This is a genomic window from Ruegeria sp. CDSA241, assembly GCF_059611265.1.
The window spans coordinates 69,761-85,263 of record NZ_JBXWPF010000005.1; the positions used below are offsets into that span (position 1 = coordinate 69,761).

Sequence of the window (15,503 nt, forward strand, 5' to 3'; positions counted from 1 at the left end):
TATGGTAATTTCTTTGCGCAAAGCCCGTACCCTTATCCGCAAAGCCCTTGAAAAAGGGCGCGAGTTGGGGCTGAAACCCCTCTCGGTCATCGTTCTTGATGCTGGTGGCCACGTCATCGCGTTTGAGCGTGAAGACGGTGCTGCCCCTGGTCGTTTTGCGATTGCGCAGGGCAAGGCCTATGGCTCGGTCATGCTGGGGATGGCGGGCACAGCCCAGATGCAACGCGCCGAGGCGCAGGCCTATTTCATGGCCGCCGTAAACGGTGTTTATGGCGGTCAGGTCGTGCCGGTTCCGGGTGGCGTTCTGCTACGTGACCGAAAAGGTGCCGTAATCGGCGCAGTCGGTGTGACCGGCGACACGTCGGATAACGACGCCATCGCTGCCATGGCCGGGATCGAAGCGGCCGGGCTGACTGGCGAAGTTTGACCTTTGGTGAACTCGGAGAGCCGGCAAAGGCTCTCCGATCTTTACGAGGCACAAGCGGCGCGCAAAGCGAATAGGGCCTATTCGGCGGTGGTCCGATCAGGCCCCTTGTTGTGCAGGGGTGAACAGAGACTTGCGCTGACACACAGGCTATGTGCTATTGCGCGCCTGTGACCCTGTCGATACCTTTCCCGGAACGTACGGAAAGAACTAGGAAAGAATAATGGCTCGACCTGTCGTCGGTATCATCGGCAATTCATATTTGATGAACGATCAATATCCGACTCATGCCGGCGGCACGATGAACTCGGACGCCGTGGCCAATGTCTCGGGTTGCTTGCCGATGCTGATCCCTGCCGACCCGCGGTATGTCTGTGTCGAGGAACTGCTTGAGGTCTGTGATGGTTTCCTGCTGACAGGGGGGCGTCCCAATGTTCACCCCGAGGAATATGGCGAACCTGCGACCGACGCGCATGGCGATTTCGACCGGGCGCGCGATGCGATCACGTTACCCTTGGTGCGGGCCTGTGTCGAAAGAGGGCAGCCCTTTTTCGGCATCTGCCGCGGCTTTCAGGAGGTCAACGTGGCCATGGGCGGAACGCTTTATCCAGAAATCCGCGATCTGCCGGGGCGCATGAACCATCGGATGCCCCCCGACGGCACCTTGGAAGAGAAATTTGCCCTACGCCATGTGGTCAACCTGACCGAGGGGGGCGTGTTTCATCGGTTGATGGGCGCTGCCGAGGTGATGACCAACACGCTGCACGGGCAGGGGATCAAAACTGTTGGACATCGCATTGTGATTGACGGCGCTGCACCAGACGGCACGCCCGAGGCGATTTATGTGCAGGACGCGCCCGGTTTCACCCTGTCGGTGCAATGGCACCCGGAATGGGACGCGGTCAATGACCCTGTCTCGCGGCCGCTTTTTGAGGCGTTTGGCGATGCGGCACGCGACTGGTCCGCAGGAGTGCGATCGGGATTGGTTAAACAAACCGCCTGAGTCCCTCCGCCGGCCCTGATTGAAGGGACCGGCGCTTTGCTGTCAAACCAGCAGATTGAATTGATTGATCAACGGCAAGCTGCGGGCGCGCTTGCCGGTAAGGTCGAACAGGGCGTTGCCAAGTGCTGGCATCGACGGAGGCGTGCCCGGTTCACCCACACCACCCAGATGGCGATTGGTTTCCAGAATACGAACCTCGGTCACCGGGGCGTTATGCATCCGCAGCGCGTCATAGTCGGGGAAGTTATATTGCTCGACCTCACCGTCGGCGAAGGTGATCTCGCCCATCACGGCTGCTGACAGGCCATAGATCATGCCACCGAACATCTGCGCCTCGACCGTTCCGGGATCCAGCGCCAGACCCACATCGCAGGCGATCCACGCCTTTGCGATGCGAATGGTGCCGTCCTCATCGACCACTTCGACCACCTGCGCCACAGGCGTGCCAAAGCTGTAGGTCATTGCCACGCCACGACCAACACCGGCGGGCGTTTCACCCGTCCAGCCTGACATTTCCTTGACGGCTTGCAGGACAGCTGCCGACGGTGCGTGCTCGGCTTGGGCCAGCTCAAGACGGAACTCCAGCGGGTCACGACCGGCGGCCAGGGCCAGCTCGTCCATGAATGTCTCGTGGAAGAACCCGTTATGGCTATTGCCGACCGAACGCCAGAACCCGACAGGTACATGCAGATCGGCGATGTGGCCGCTGACGCGGTAGTTCGGCACGGCATAGGGCTGGTTAAAAAGACCTTCGACCAGGACCTTGTCGGGGCCAGCGCCGGGCAGGCCCGATATGCGTTCCACGGCCTGCTGTGTGCAGGATTGCGATGCAACCTTGGCGTCGATCAGAACTGCCTTGCCGTCTTTGACCGCGCCGCGCATCCGCGCCAGCGCGCCGGGGCGGTAGAAATCGTGGCGCATGTCCTCTTCACGGCTCCAGGTGGTCTGGACCGGAGTATTGGGCATGGCCATGGCGACCTTGGTTGCGATTTCGATGAAATCCAGCTCTCCGCGACGACCAAATCCGCCACCAAGATAGGTGGTGTGAATCTCGACCACTTCTTTATCCAGATTCGCCGTGTTTGCAGCGCGGGTCAGAAGGAAGGTCGGCGCCTGGTTGCCACACCACAGCTCGAGCCTGGAACCGGTGAACAGCGCGGTGGCGTTCATCGGTTCCATCGTGGAATGTGCCAGATAGGGCACCTGATATTCAGCGGTAATTTCGGTGGCCCCTTCGGGCAAGGTTTCAACATCGCCATCGTCGCGCATTGTCGAATTTGGCGAGTCGTCAAACGCCTCGGCAATTTTTGCGAATAAACCGTCAGTATCCGGCGGGTATGGGGCGTCGGCCCAATCGACCTCTATGGCCTCAACCGCTTGAATGGCCAGCCAGGTGTTATTGGCAATAACGGCCACGCCGTTGCCCAGATCGACCACCTTTTCCACGCCGGGCATGGATTCCGCGGTGCTGGCGTCAAAGCCGTTCATCGCACCGCCCAGTTTCGGGTTCATCCGAACAGAGGCGAATTTCAGTCCCTCGGGGCGCACGTCAATGCCGAACTCAGCCGTGCCCGTGGATTTTCCAACCATGTCGACTCGTGGCAGATTCTGTCCCAGCAAACGCCAGTCTGAGGGATCGCGCAGCTCGACCTGCATGGGCTCGATCTGTCCGGCGGCCTCAGCCAGTTCGGTATAGGGAATGCGCGTCCCGTCCGGCGCGATCACGGCGCCGTTTTCGGTCTTCAACTGGTCACGCTCCAGGCCCAGACGATCAGCCGCTGCTTGTTTCAGCGTTTCCCGGGCTGTGGCCCCGGCTTCGCGCATGCGTTCGAACCCATCGCGCATCGAGGTCGAGCCGCCGGTGACCTGCAGGCTGACAACCTTGCCCAGAACGCCTAGCGATTGTGCGAGATTGTGCTGGAAGTTCGAGATGTCATATCCCTTGTTCGGCAGGCTCTCACCCAAAATGGCCGAGTTGTAATAGGCGGCTGCCGCAGGCCCGTGAAGGACCCGGATATCGTCCAATTCGACGTCCAGCTCTTCGGCAATCAGGGCTACCCAAGTGGTCATTACGCCCTGTCCCATCTCGGCACGTGGCGCGAACAGGGTTACGCCCTGCTGATCAATCAGGATGAACGGGCTAAGCGCGGTTTCCCCATCGCCAGGCTTCAGCGGGTTGGCTGCCGGGCGGCTGACATAATAGGCGCCAAACGCGACGCCGCCAACAATGGCGGCTGAGCCGATAAGAAACGTGCGGCGAAGAATTTTTCCTACGGAGGCCATCGCTTATGCCTCCTTCAGTCTGGAGGCTGCGTCATGGATCGCGGCACGGATACGGGGATAGGTGCCGCAGCGGCACAGATTGCCCTGCATCGCATCGTCTATGTCCTGATCCGTGGGGCTGGGGTTCTCGGCCAATAGCGCGGCGGCTTGCATGACCTGACCCGATTGGCAATAACCGCATTGCGCAACCTGATGGTCAATCCAGGCCTGCTGTATCTTGGCCATCGCGTCCGGGCTGCCCAGACCTTCGATTGTGGTGACGTCACCCCAGACATCGGACAAGGCAACCTGGCAAGAGCGCACGGCTTCTCCGTCTATATGAACGGTACAGGCGCCGCATGCCGCAACCCCGCAGCCAAACTTGGTGCCGGTCAGTCCGATCTCGTCGCGCAGAACCCATAAAAGGGGGACATCCTCGGGTAGATCGACCTCATATGACGTCCCATTTATCTTTAAGCTGGCCGTCATAGCTGCGTCTCCCTCTTGGCATTTAGTGACGTTCTGACATAAATGGGTGTGAGTGTCAGAGTGTCAACTGACAAATTGAGTGAAAAGTGTCAAAAGGTTCAGATGAGAGACTTCGTGCTAGACGCAAAGTGCCTTGCCATACTGGATTCGGCGCGTAAGGCATTCGCGGCTTACGGATTTAAAAAGACGTCGATGGATGAAATCGCAAAGGGCGTGGGGATCTCGCGCCCGGCATTGTATCTGTATTTCGACAACAAAGAGGCGATCCTGCGCAGACTCACCGAGTTGCACTATGAGGAGAAGATCGAAGCCGTTACGAAAGCCTTGCAGGCAGATGGCTCGGTTTCGCAGATCATCGGCCAGGCAATCCACGTGCAGACCGATGGTATGGCTCAGATCATGTCCTCTCCACACGGGATGGAACTGTTGGATGCAGGAAAGTCGCTGGCCTCGGATATCATCACGCAGGGCGAGGCCCGGCTGCAATCTTTATATACCGGGTGGCTACAGAAAGAAGCGTCGAATGATCGTGTCCGTTTGTTTAATGGCGCAAGAGAGACTGCGGAGACCATTGCCTCTGCGCTGCGGGGAAACAAAATCAGCGCGACGGATTTTCAAGAATTTGACCGGATGAACTCGAACCTTGCCGCCATGATTGGTGCAGCGTTGGAAATCAGGTAACCCGCTGTCTGACTTTGTATTCCGGTGCGTCCCATAACCGGTTGGTCATGATGTCGGCCAGAATGTCCACCGCGCCGTTTACATCCTGCTCGTCGATATAAAGCGGGGTGAACCCAAAGCGTATGATGTCCGGAGCGCGGAAATCACCGATCACGCCGCGCGCGATCAAGGCCTGCATTGCGGCATAGCCATCGGCGAAACGGAATGAAACCTGACTGCCACGCTGCGCAGGGTCGCGGGGGCTGGCCAGTTTCAGGTCAGGGCAGGTGGCCTCGACGCCCGAAATAAACAGCTCGGTCAGTTCGATTGACTTGGCGCGCACGTCCATGATGTTGGCCATGTCCCAGATGTCCATCGCCGCAGACAGCGCGGTCATCTGGATGATCGGAGGTGTGCCGACACGCATCCGCTCGATACCCTGTCCGGGGCGGTAATCCAGATCGAACGTGAACGGGGCTTCATGGCCCAGCCACCCGGATAATGCAGGGCGCACGCGATCCGCATGGCGGGGCGCCACATAGATGAACGCCGGCGCGCCGGGGCCTCCGTTCAGATACTTATAGCTGCAGCCAACGGCAAAATCCGCTTTGCAACTGGACAGCTCAACCGGGATCGCCCCTGCGGAATGGGCCAAATCCCAAACGGTTATTGTGCCGTTCGCATGAGCCTGTTCCGTCAGCGCCTTCATGTCATGGATCCGGCCAGACCGGTAATCGACCTCGGTCAGCATCAGAACCGCGACGTCTTTGGTGATGTTTTCGGCAACATCCTCGGGTGCGACCACCCGTAATTCGTATTCCGATCCGAGTGAACGCAGCAGACCGTCGACCATATAAAGGTCCGAAGGGAAATTGCCGTTATCAGACAGCACAACCTTGCGGTCGGGGCAAAGCTCCAGCGCCGAGGCAACAGCCTGATAGACCTTGATCGACAGGGTATCGCCGGTCACGATGGTACCCGGTTCCGCACCGATCAACCGTCCGATACGGTCGCCAAGCCCGGTCGGAAGCCCCATCCACCCGGCCTTGTTCCAACCGGTGATCAGCATTTGACCCCATTCGTGTGTCATCATTCCACTCACCCGCTCGGCGGCAGCACGTGGCAATGGGCCAAGCGAGTTGCCGTCCAGATAAATGGTTCCATTCGGCAGATCGAACATGGCTTTGGTTGCAGCGAAATCAGTCATGGAGGTCCTGTGCAGAATTCTGACAAATGTCTGACTAAAGGGCTATCTGATCAGTTCTGCCGTGTCTACGCGTTCGGCCGAAAATGCACAGATGCGACCAACTGTGGTTTTGCTTTCGTGGATGCAAAGCGGTACATACCCCGACAAATGCGACATCCATACCGCAGGATCAGAGGAACAAGCATGAAGCGCAAACTCGACATTCCGCCCGCTTGGTTGGTGGCCTTTGCTGTTCTCGCCTGGCTGCAGGCGACCTATACGTCCTTCGGTCTGTCGCTGGCCAGCGGGTTTACCGACCTGCTCAGCGGCCTTCTGATCGGGGGCGGCGTCGTTCTTGTCGTGCTGGCGATTGCCGAGTTTCGTCGGCATCGAACGACCGTCCTGCCGCATGAAACTCCATCGAGTCTGGTTCAAACAGGTATCTTCAAGCGCAGCCGCAATCCGATCTACGTTGGCGATGTACTTATTCTGGCCGGCTTGATTCTGCGTTTTGACGCGGTGCTGTCCTTGGTGTTGATGCCTGTTTTTGTCTGGATTTTGGAACGCAGGTTTATTGTGCCGGAAGAAAACCGTATGCGCCGTGCCTTTCGCACGGATTTCGCCAGATATGAAAGGCAAACCCGCCGCTGGATCTGAGGTTGACGGGATTTTACACGACGTAACAATGCTGCGCTTGCGAAATAATCTTGCGCAGTTAAAACTGGTTCTTCAGATAGAATGCCAACTATCCTTGCGAACTGACCGAAAATTAGGGGGACGCGCCGTTGAAGATTGGAACGCCAAAGGAAACATTTGACGGTGAGAACCGGGTCGCGATGACTCCGGATTCAGCCCGTCAACTGCAAAAGCTCGGGTATGAGTGCCTGATCGAGAAAGGGGCCGGCGCTGCGGCCGGGTTCTCGGACGCCACATATAAAGAGGCGGGTGTCGAGGTTATCGGAACCGCGGCGGCGCTGTGGAAAGCCGCCGACATCGTCGCCAAGGTACGTCAGCCAAATGAAACCGAGCTGAAGCGTCTTGCAAAGGGCAAGACATTGATCTCGTTCTTCAACCCCGCAGGGAATGAAAAGGGCATGGAGGCCGCCAAGTCCAAGGGCGCCAACGTGATCGCCATGGAAATGGTGCCGCGTATCAGTCGTGCCCAGAAGATGGACGCTCTGTCGTCGATGGCCAATATCGCGGGCTACCGCGCGGTGATCGAAGCGGGAAACAACTTTGGCCGGTTCTTCACCGGTCAAGTGACGGCTGCTGGTAAAGTACCGCCTGCCAAGGTTCTGATCGTAGGTGCCGGTGTGGCCGGTCTGGCCGCGATCGGGACATCGACCTCGCTGGGGGCAATCACCTATGCGTTCGACGTGCGCCCCGAAGTGGCCGAGCAGGTTGAATCCATGGGCGCCGAATTTGTCTATCTGGACTTCGAAGAAGACCAGCAGGACGGCGCGGCAACCGGCGGTTACGCCAGTGTTCAGTCCGATGAATTCCGCGAGGCACAGCTGGCCAAGTTCCGCGAACTTGCTCCGGAAATGGACATCGTGATCACCACCGCGTTGATCCCGAACCGCGAAGCGCCCGAGCTTTGGACCAAGGACATGGTCGAAGCGATGAAACCGGGTTCGGTGATCGTGGACCTTGCGGCGGAAAAAGGCGGCAACTGCAAGCTGACCGTTGCTGACGAGAAGATCGTGACCGATAATGGCGTGACCATCATCGGCTATACCGATTTCCCAAGCCGGATGGCGGCGCAGTCTTCGTCGCTTTACGCAACCAACATCCGTCACATGATGACAGACCTGACGCCTGAAAAGGATGGTCAGATCAACCATGACATGGAAGACGACGTGATCCGCGGCGCAACCGTGACGCATGAAGGTGAAATCACCTTCCCGCCACCGCCGCCGAAAGTTCAGGCGATTGCCGCTCAGAAAAAGCCTGAGGTCAGGGAGCTGACCCCGGAGGAGAAAAAGGCGCAGGAAGTTGCGGCCTTCAAGGCGCAAACCAAACAGCAGTTCACCTTGCTGGGTATCGGCGGTGCGCTAATGCTGTTGATCGGTCTGATTGCTCCGGCCAGCTTCATGCAGCACTTCATCGTCTTTGTGCTGGCGATCTTCGTGGGATTCCAGGTGATCTGGGGCGTCGCGCACAGCCTGCACACACCGCTTATGGCGATTACCAACGCGATCTCGTCGATCATCATCGTTGGCGCAGTGATGCAGATCGGATCCGGGTCGTTCCTGGTTATTCTGCTGGCGGCTCTGTCCGTTTTCATGGCCGGGATCAACATCTTCGGTGGCTTCCTCGTAACTCGGCGCATGCTTGCCATGTTCCAGAAATCTTAAGGAGGCCGGGCACATGGATTATGGCTTCACCACTGCCGCCTACGTTGTTGCGGCTGTTCTGTTCATCCTCTCGCTTGGCGGCCTGTCGAACCAGGAAAGCGCCAAGCGCGCTGTCTGGTATGGCATCGTCGGTATGGCGCTGGCGGTTTTCGCTACGCTGGTCGGCCCCGGTTCGGGCTTGTGGCTGCTGTCATTGCTGCTGATCATAGGTGGTGGTCTGATCGGTCAATATGTGGCGCAGCGCGTCCAGATGACCGAGATGCCACAGCTTGTGGCTGCGATGCATTCGCTGGTTGGTTTGGCGGCTGTGTTCGTGGGTTTCAACGCGCATTTTGAAATCAAGAATGTCGCCGAAGTTTTTGCGGTTGTTGATGCCGCCAAAGACGTCGACCTTTCCGACCTGGGCGCGTTTGCCAAGCTGATCGCCAAGAAGACAGCGGCAGAGCTGGCAATCCTGCACGTGGAACTGTTCCTGGGCATCTTCATCGGCGCGATCACCTTTACCGGTTCGGTCGTGGCTTATGGCAAGCTGGCTGGCAAGGTTACATCGACGGCAACCAAACTGCCCGGTGGTCACGCGCTGAATGCGTCTGCGGCGGGGCTCTCGCTGATCTGTCTGGTTTGGTACACGTCCACGGGCGGATTCCTGCCCCTGTTCCTGATGACGCTGGCCGCCTTGTTTATTGGTTATCACCTGATCATGGGCATCGGCGGTGCCGACATGCCGGTGGTTGTGTCGATGCTGAACAGCTATTCAGGCTGGGCGGCTGCGGCCATCGGCTTTTCGCTGGGCAACGACCTGCTGATCGTGGTCGGTGCGCTGGTGGGCTCGTCCGGTGCGATCCTCTCCTACATCATGTGTAAGGCGATGAACCGGCACTTTGTCAGTGTGATCCTGGGTGGCTTTGGTGGTCCGCAAGGTGAGCAGATGGCTGTCGAAGGCGAGCAGATTGCAATCGAGGCCGACGGTGTTGCCGCAGCCCTGAATGACGCCGACAGCGTGGTGATCATTCCGGGCTATGGCATGGCCGTGGCGCAGGCACAGCAATCGGTGTCCGAACTGGTTCGCAAGCTGCGGGCGCAGGGCAAGAATGTGCGCTTTGCGATCCACCCGGTTGCCGGTCGTTTGCCGGGCCACATGAACGTTCTGCTGGCCGAGGCCAAGGTGCCGTATGACATCGTTCTGGAAATGGATGAGATCAACGACGACTTCCCGGATACGGATGTTGCCATTGTGATCGGCTCCAACGACATCGTGAACCCTGCGGCGCAAGAAGATCCCAACAGCCCCATTGCCGGCATGCCGGTTCTGGAATGCTGGAAGGCCAAGCAGGTGTTTGTATCCAAGCGTGGTCAGGGCACCGGCTATTCGGGCATCGAAAACCCGCTGTTCTTCAAAGAGAACACCCGCATGTTCTATGGCGACGCGAAACAATCGCTGGACAAGCTGCTGCCAATGATCGATTGATCTAAAGCCTTAACCAAAATGCAAAGGGCGCCTTCGGGCGCCCTTTTCTTGTTTGTCATGTTGGGGGCTTTGCCTCCAAGCCCCCAATATTTTTTTGGCCAGATGAGGCGGGCAGAATGTGGTATCCTTGGGCTATTATAGAGAGACAAGGAGGTGCCCCATGGAAAAGGTCAACGGCATAGGTGGCATGTTTTTTCGCGCCAGAGATCCGGAAGCGTTGCGGGATTGGTACGAGACCCATCTTGGCGTTCATCATTACGATCCCGTCCCCTGGAAACAGCGCGAAGGCTATACGGTCTTTGCCCCGTTTGCGCAGGACACCGATTATTTTGGCCGCGCCGAGCAGCAGTGGATGATCAATTTTCGGGTTGATGATCTGTCTGCCATGACGACCCAGTTGCAAGCCGCAGGCATTGCCGTCGAGACCAATCCTGAATGGGATAGCGAGGTTGGAAAATTCGCACGTATTCACGACCCTGAGGGCAACCCAATCGAACTGTGGCAGCCAAATCAATGACATAAGGGGTTTGTATACCGTAGTATCCATGTAAGCTATTGAAATAAAAAGATAATTGATGTATTTTTGAACTGTCGTATAGTGCGCCGGACAACGCCGGAGCATTCAATGACGCCGATCGACGATCATCCATTGCGCTATTCGCTGGCCAACGAGCTGCATGCGCGCCCGTTTCCCGTGGCCTCGACGCCATGCACCGTTGCGTTTTTGGCCATCAAGAAACCCGTGGCGGCGGTTGCGCGGGACCGGAGCGAAGACATTGCCCATCTGGTCAATCTTCTGGACCGTCACGGTGCGCAGCACCCGCAGCCGGACGCGACGCATTACGCTGGTCAGATCGGGCGTCACTGGCTCAAGTGGGAGCAGCACACGGAATTTGTGACCTATACGGCGATCACCCGGAATGTCAGTGACCGGGCCTTCAACCCCGCTGATTTTGAGGCTTTCCCACCTGATTGGCTGATGGCCAGCCCGGGCCAGAGGATAACCTCGGCCATGGTTCGGGTGACCGAAAGACCAGATGATGAGGCGGTAAAAGCCGCGCTGGCCGAATGGTTCGAACCCGAAAGCCTTGCGGTTGCGCGCGTGCTGGATGATGCTGCGATTTGTGCCAGTGACTTTCGGATTGATCCGGCTGGGCATATGCGGTTCGCGCTCTTCGTGACCAAGGGAACAGGACAGCGCCGAACCGGACGCATCATCCAGCGCCTGTGCGAGATCGAAACCTACAAGGCCATGTCCATGTTGGGCTTTGCTCGCATCAAGCAACTGATGCCGAAAATCGGAGAGCTGGATGGAAAGCTGACCCGGCTTATGGGGCAGATGACAGATAACTCGGCGCATCCTGACGAACTACTGCCGGATCTGCTGTCTACATCCATCGAATTGGAAACGCTTTCTGCCCGATGCGCATTTCGCTTTGGGGCTACCGGGGCCTATGAAGCCATCGTGAACCAACGGATCGAAGTATTGCGCGAGGAAAGGTTCGAGGGCCGTCAGTCCTTTGCCGATTTCATGATGCGCAGGTATGAGCCCGCAATTCGTACTGTTAAAGCCACGGAAAGTCGGCTGCAGACCTTGTCCGACCGGGCGATCCGGGGGGGTGAGTTGCTGCGGACCCGGGTAGATGTGGAACGCAGCGCCCAGAATCAGGCATTGCTGGAAAGTATGGACCGCCGTGCTGATCTGGCCCTGAGGTTGCAGCACACAGTCGAGGGGCTTTCCGTGGTGGCGATTAGCTATTATGCGGTCTCACTGGCCAGCTATCTGTTGTACCCGTTGACCGCCACCGGGATCAGCAAGGGGATGCTGACCGCGGCGGCAACCTTGCCGGTTGTCCTGTGTGTCTGGCTGGGTATCAGGCATATACGAAAGCGGTTGGCCTAATCCGCGTTTGCTAAAACTTCCCTAGGCTGTAGAACTGACAGGGGCGGGCGCGGAGCAAAGGAAAATACGTGATCGGAATTATGGCCGCTTGGCGGGCCGTGGCGGCCATGTTCATTTTGAACGGCGCTTTGTTCGGGATCTGGGCCTCGCGTATTCCCGCAGTCAGGGATCACCTGGACCTATCGCACGAAGCGCTTGGCTATGGCTTGCTGTTCATGGCGGCTGGGGCTGTGTGTTCGTTCCCGGTTACCGGACGTCTGACAGATCGGTTCGGGGCTGTGGTGATCACACGGATCATCGCCATTCTTTATACCGCATCCCTTATCTTGCTGGCCTTTGCCGGAAGCTTTTGGGCATTGGCGTTTTTCCTGTTCGTATTCGGGGCCTTCCACGGCTCAATGGATGTGGCGATGAACGCCTGGGCAGCAGAGGTTGAGCGCGCTTATGACAGGCCCGTTATGTCGTCTTTTCACGCGATGTGGAGCCTGGGGGCCGGTCTGGGAGCGCTGAGCGGATTTGGTGCGATACAGATGGGCCTGACGGTGACACAGCACTTTTTGCTGGCCGGTGGCATCGTAGTTGGGCTGACACTGGCTCTGTCCCGTGTGCAGTGGAATTCACGCCGCGTTGCGCCCTCGGGCGGGGCGATATTTGCACTTCCGTCGGGTGCGTTGATACTTGTCGGGTTTATTGCCCTGTGCGGGGCATTGGGTGAAGGGGCCGTCGCGGACTGGAGCGCGATTTTCCTGCGGGATGTGACCGGTGCACCCGAAAGCGTCGCGGCGCTGGGATATGCCGTCTTTTCGGTGACAATGGTCGCGTTCCGTCTGGTGGGTGGTGTCGTGATCGCGCGGTTCGGACCAACCGCGACGGCCCGTTTCGGAGGGGTATGCGCCGCTTTGGGGGTGCTGGCTGTGGTATCGGCCTATGATGCCGGGATTGCTCTGGTTGGGTTTGGACTGATGGGGCTTGGATATGCAGTGATCATGCCGCTTGCGTTCAGCAGGGCGGCAAATGATCCGCATGTCCCGCCTGGTCAAGCCATCGCCAGCGTGGCCACATTAGGGTATGGCGGGTTGTTGATTGGCCCGCCCCTTATTGGGTTTCTGGCAGAGATGCTTACATTGCGTCTTGCATTCATGGCCTTGCTGCCGCTGGCTGTTTTCATTGTCCTGTTGTCAGGCGCGTTGCGTCCCGGTGACAGCGACGAACGATGATTTTGGGAGATACACATGCCGATCAAAAACCGCTTCGCAGAACTGCAGAGTGAAATCACGGAATGGCGGCGTGATATCCACCAAAATCCAGAGATCCTGTTTGAAACCCATCGCACCAGTGCGCTGGTGGCGGAAAAGCTGAAAGAGTTCGGCTGCGATGAGGTGGTCACCGGAATTGGCCGAACGGGCGTGGTGGGTGTGATCAAGGGCAAGGCGGACACGGGCGGCAAGGTTATCGGTTTGCGTGCCGATATGGATGCGCTGCCGATCCATGAGGCGACCGGATTGGACTATGCCTCGAATACCGATGGGGCGATGCACGCCTGCGGCCATGATGGTCATACTGCGATGTTGTTGGGGGCGGCGAAATACCTTTCGGAAACGCGGAATTTTGACGGGACAGTGGTGGTCATTTTCCAACCTGCCGAAGAAGGCGGCGGCGGTGGTCGTGAGATGTGTGAAGACGGGATGATGGATCGCTGGGGCATTCAGGAAGTATACGGAATGCACAACTGGCCCGGACGTCCGGTGGGCAGTTTCGCCATCCGTCCCGGCGCGTTTTTCGCGGCAACCGATCAGTTCGACATTGTGTTCGAGGGCAAGGGCGGTCACGCAGCCAAACCCCACGAAACCGTGGACACAACCGTTATGGCGGCGCAGGCGGTTCTGGCATTGCAGACCATCGCTTCCCGGAATGCCGATCCGGTGGATCAGGTGGTTGTGTCGGTGACTTCGTTTGAGACCTCTTCAACCGCATTCAACGTGATCCCTCAGACTGTAAAGCTGCGCGGTACGGTCCGTACAATGAGCCGGGACATGCGGGATATGGCCGAAAAGCGCGTGACCGAGATCTGCACCGGAGTGGCCGCCACATTTGGAGGAGCGGTTGAGGTGACCTATTACCGGGGCTACCCGGTGATGGTGAACAGTGATGATCAAACCGATTTCGCAGCGCGGGTGGCGCGGTCCGTCTCGGGCGATTGTGACCAGGCCCCGCTAATCATGGGCGGCGAGGATTTCGCCTTTATGCTCGAAGAACGCCCCGGCGCTTATATTCTGGTGGGTAATGGGGACACCGCAGCAGTTCACCATCCCGAATATAACTTCAACGATGAAGCCATCCCCGCGGGATGCAGCTGGTGGGCCGAAATCGTGGAGCAAAGGATGCCAGCGGCTTGACCCCAAGGGGTAGGCACCTGCGCTGCCCCTAATGCCCTTAGCCAGATGAAGGTTTGGTCTCCAGTTTCAACCGGGCGCACAGTGTCTCGACAATGGAATCGAGCGCGGATTTCTGCGTGTTGACGCAGGATTTCGCGGCAGCGCGCGCTGCATTCAGCGCGGCCTGATCGGTGAGCCAAATCGTGACCGCGTTTGTCAGGTCTTGCGCAGAGTTCACCTCAATCGCGCCACCGGTTTCGATGAGCGGCGCGAAGGTTTCGGCAAAGTTGAAGTATCCGGGACCGGTTATTACCGCCGCCCCAGCCTGCGCGGGTTCGAACGGGTTATGGCCGCCGATCTCGTGCAGCGAACCGCCCAGAAATACGATTGGGCACAGCGCATACCACGTGCCCGTCTCGCCCAGTGTGTCGGCAACATAGACCTGTGTTTCAGTTTCGATCCGCCCCTCCGATGTTCGGAAAACTGCGGATTGACCGGCCTGTTTCAACAGCGCGGCCACATCCTGTCTGCGTTCGGGGTGGCGCGGGATCAACAACAGCAGCAGGTCGGGCCAACGTTCCAGCAATTTTGCATGGGCAGCCAGAACGATTTCTTCTTCTCCGGCATGGGTCGAGCTGGCGATCCACACAGGACGCCCTGCAATCTGGGTCTGAATATCTTCCAACACAGAATTATCGACCGGAAGCGGATCGGACATCGCTTTGAGGTTGGTTCCCGGTTGCACGCGGTCCGCCACAGCCCCCATGTCCACCAGATTAGCGGCGGTTTTGCCATTCTGGGTCAGGAACAGGCTGAAATTGTCCAAAATGAATCGTGCGGTTTGTGGACGTTTTTTCCAACTTTCGACGGATTTATCTGAAAGGCGCGCATTCAACAGGGCCAGAGGGATTCCCCGTCCAGCCGCGTCAACGATCAGGCGTGGCCAGATTTCGCTTTCGACAAATACTCCGGCTTCGGGGCGCCAGTGATCCAGAAATCGCCGGACCGGCCCTGCGGTGTCCAGCGGCGGATACTGGTGTCGCGTACGGGGTGGCATCCGTTTTTCGATCAGCGCCGCCGAAGTTGGGGTGCCCGAGGTAACCAGGAACTGGGCATCCGGCAGGCGTTCACCCAGCCGTTTGATCAGGCTGATGACCGACAGGGTTTCTCCCACACTTGCAGCGTGGAACCAGATCAATCGGCCCTTGGGGCGTGGTAGGCTGGCATGGCCGAGCCTTTCATGCTGGCGAATTGTCGGGACATCTGCCGCCAGGAGTTTCTTGCGCACGGTGCGCCAAGCCAAAGGTGCAGCAACGGCGGTCAGGCTGCAATACAAACGGTAAAGCAGCGTCGGCTGGCCAGAGGGGGCGGTCATG

14 protein-coding genes are annotated in these 15,503 nt (G+C 58.4%); 10 read left to right on the forward strand and 4 right to left on the reverse strand.

All coding sequences use genetic code 11. The features are described from left to right. The first annotated feature begins 1 nt into the window (after position 1). Complete coding sequence (locus AC2FJV_RS06085) at positions 2 to 427, forward strand: GlcG/HbpS family heme-binding protein (RefSeq protein WP_271950308.1); 426 nt, start codon at positions 2 to 4, stop codon at positions 425 to 427. Positions 428 to 647: 220 nt separating this feature from the next. Further along, positions 648 to 1,427 (forward strand): gamma-glutamyl-gamma-aminobutyrate hydrolase family protein, encoded by a 780-nt coding sequence (locus AC2FJV_RS06090; RefSeq protein ID WP_142634959.1) that lies wholly within the window; start codon positions 648 to 650, stop codon positions 1,425 to 1,427. 42 nt (positions 1,428 to 1,469) lie between these two features. Here AC2FJV_RS06090 and AC2FJV_RS06095 read toward each other — a convergent pair whose 3' ends face one another. Together AC2FJV_RS06095 and AC2FJV_RS06100 are read right to left on the reverse strand one after the other, a co-directional pair. Next, on the reverse strand, positions 1,470 to 3,710 hold the full coding sequence (locus tag AC2FJV_RS06095) for a xanthine dehydrogenase family protein molybdopterin-binding subunit (RefSeq protein WP_496713035.1): 2,241 nt from the start codon (positions 3,708 to 3,710) through the stop codon (positions 1,470 to 1,472). A gap of 3 nt (positions 3,711 to 3,713) precedes the next feature. After that, complete coding sequence (locus AC2FJV_RS06100; RefSeq protein ID WP_282021435.1) at positions 3,714 to 4,178, reverse strand: (2Fe-2S)-binding protein; 465 nt, start codon at positions 4,176 to 4,178, stop codon at positions 3,714 to 3,716. A gap of 114 nt (positions 4,179 to 4,292) precedes the next feature. Between AC2FJV_RS06100 and AC2FJV_RS06105 the strand changes: the two genes are divergently transcribed. Beyond that, positions 4,293 to 4,859: a TetR/AcrR family transcriptional regulator gene (locus tag AC2FJV_RS06105; protein WP_496713037.1), complete on the forward strand. Its 567-nt coding sequence runs from the start codon at positions 4,293 to 4,295 to the stop codon at positions 4,857 to 4,859. Here AC2FJV_RS06105 and kynU read toward each other — a convergent pair. Then, positions 4,852 to 6,045 (reverse strand): kynureninase, encoded by a 1,194-nt coding sequence (gene kynU, locus AC2FJV_RS06110; protein WP_496713039.1) that lies wholly within the window; start codon positions 6,043 to 6,045, stop codon positions 4,852 to 4,854. The two genes, AC2FJV_RS06105 and kynU, sit on opposite strands and share 8 nt — an antisense overlap. 183 nt (positions 6,046 to 6,228) lie before the next feature. On the opposite strand from kynU, the gene AC2FJV_RS06115 reads away from it, so the two are divergent. The 7 genes from AC2FJV_RS06115 (at position 6,229) to AC2FJV_RS06145 (ending at position 14,148) form a co-directional block, all read left to right on the forward strand. Further along, on the forward strand, positions 6,229 to 6,681 hold the full coding sequence (locus AC2FJV_RS06115) for a methyltransferase family protein (protein ID WP_496713041.1): 453 nt from the start codon (positions 6,229 to 6,231) through the stop codon (positions 6,679 to 6,681). Between the two features lie 128 nt (positions 6,682 to 6,809). After that, on the forward strand, positions 6,810 to 8,381 hold the full coding sequence (locus AC2FJV_RS06120) for a Re/Si-specific NAD(P)(+) transhydrogenase subunit alpha (RefSeq protein ID WP_142634946.1): 1,572 nt from the start codon (positions 6,810 to 6,812) through the stop codon (positions 8,379 to 8,381). Positions 8,382 to 8,394: 13 nt separating this feature from the next. Beyond that, positions 8,395 to 9,849 (forward strand): NAD(P)(+) transhydrogenase (Re/Si-specific) subunit beta, encoded by a 1,455-nt coding sequence (locus tag AC2FJV_RS06125; RefSeq protein WP_271950227.1) that lies wholly within the window; start codon positions 8,395 to 8,397, stop codon positions 9,847 to 9,849. Positions 9,850 to 10,009: 160 nt separating this feature from the next. Beyond that, positions 10,010 to 10,366 (forward strand): VOC family protein, encoded by a 357-nt coding sequence (locus tag AC2FJV_RS06130; protein ID WP_496689734.1) that lies wholly within the window; start codon positions 10,010 to 10,012, stop codon positions 10,364 to 10,366. 108 nt (positions 10,367 to 10,474) lie between these two features. After that, positions 10,475 to 11,752 carry a DUF3422 family protein gene (locus tag AC2FJV_RS06135; protein WP_142634941.1) on the forward strand — a complete coding sequence of 426 codons (1,278 nt, stop codon included), beginning with the start codon at positions 10,475 to 10,477 and terminating at the stop codon, positions 11,750 to 11,752. A gap of 68 nt (positions 11,753 to 11,820) precedes the next feature. Next, positions 11,821 to 12,969, forward strand: a complete 1,149-nt coding sequence (locus AC2FJV_RS06140) for an MFS transporter (protein WP_496693937.1) — start codon at positions 11,821 to 11,823, stop codon at positions 12,967 to 12,969. Between the two features lie 15 nt (positions 12,970 to 12,984). Next, positions 12,985 to 14,148: a M20 aminoacylase family protein gene (locus AC2FJV_RS06145; protein WP_496689736.1), complete on the forward strand. Its 1,164-nt coding sequence runs from the start codon at positions 12,985 to 12,987 to the stop codon at positions 14,146 to 14,148. A gap of 37 nt (positions 14,149 to 14,185) precedes the next feature. On the opposite strand, the gene AC2FJV_RS06150 is transcribed toward AC2FJV_RS06145, so the two are convergent. Beyond that, positions 14,186 to 15,502: a 3-deoxy-D-manno-octulosonic acid transferase gene (locus tag AC2FJV_RS06150; RefSeq protein ID WP_496713043.1), complete on the reverse strand. Its 1,317-nt coding sequence runs from the start codon at positions 15,500 to 15,502 to the stop codon at positions 14,186 to 14,188. Position 15,503 lies beyond the last annotated feature (1 nt).

Bases quoted from the DNA above. Each gene is read 5' to 3' on its own strand.
- AC2FJV_RS06085 (WP_271950308.1), top strand. From the start codon at position 2: ATGGTAATTTCTTTGCGCAAAGCCCGTACCCTTATCCGCAAAGCCCTT.
- AC2FJV_RS06090 (WP_142634959.1), top strand. From the start codon at position 648: ATGGCTCGACCTGTCGTCGGTATCATCGGCAATTCATATTTGATGAAC.
- AC2FJV_RS06095 (WP_496713035.1), bottom strand. From the start codon at position 3,710: ATGGCCTCCGTAGGAAAAATTCTTCGCCGCACGTTTCTTATCGGCTCA.
- AC2FJV_RS06100 (WP_282021435.1), bottom strand. From the start codon at position 4,178: ATGACGGCCAGCTTAAAGATAAATGGGACGTCATATGAGGTCGATCTA.
- kynU (WP_496713039.1), bottom strand. From the start codon at position 6,045: ATGACTGATTTCGCTGCAACCAAAGCCATGTTCGATCTGCCGAATGGA.
- AC2FJV_RS06115 (WP_496713041.1), top strand. From the start codon at position 6,229: ATGAAGCGCAAACTCGACATTCCGCCCGCTTGGTTGGTGGCCTTTGCT.
- AC2FJV_RS06125 (WP_271950227.1), top strand. From the start codon at position 8,395: ATGGATTATGGCTTCACCACTGCCGCCTACGTTGTTGCGGCTGTTCTG.
- AC2FJV_RS06130 (WP_496689734.1), top strand. From the start codon at position 10,010: ATGGAAAAGGTCAACGGCATAGGTGGCATGTTTTTTCGCGCCAGAGAT.
- AC2FJV_RS06135 (WP_142634941.1), top strand. From the start codon at position 10,475: ATGACGCCGATCGACGATCATCCATTGCGCTATTCGCTGGCCAACGAG.
- AC2FJV_RS06145 (WP_496689736.1), top strand. From the start codon at position 12,985: ATGCCGATCAAAAACCGCTTCGCAGAACTGCAGAGTGAAATCACGGAA.
- AC2FJV_RS06150 (WP_496713043.1), bottom strand. From the start codon at position 15,502: ATGACCGCCCCCTCTGGCCAGCCGACGCTGCTTTACCGTTTGTATTGC.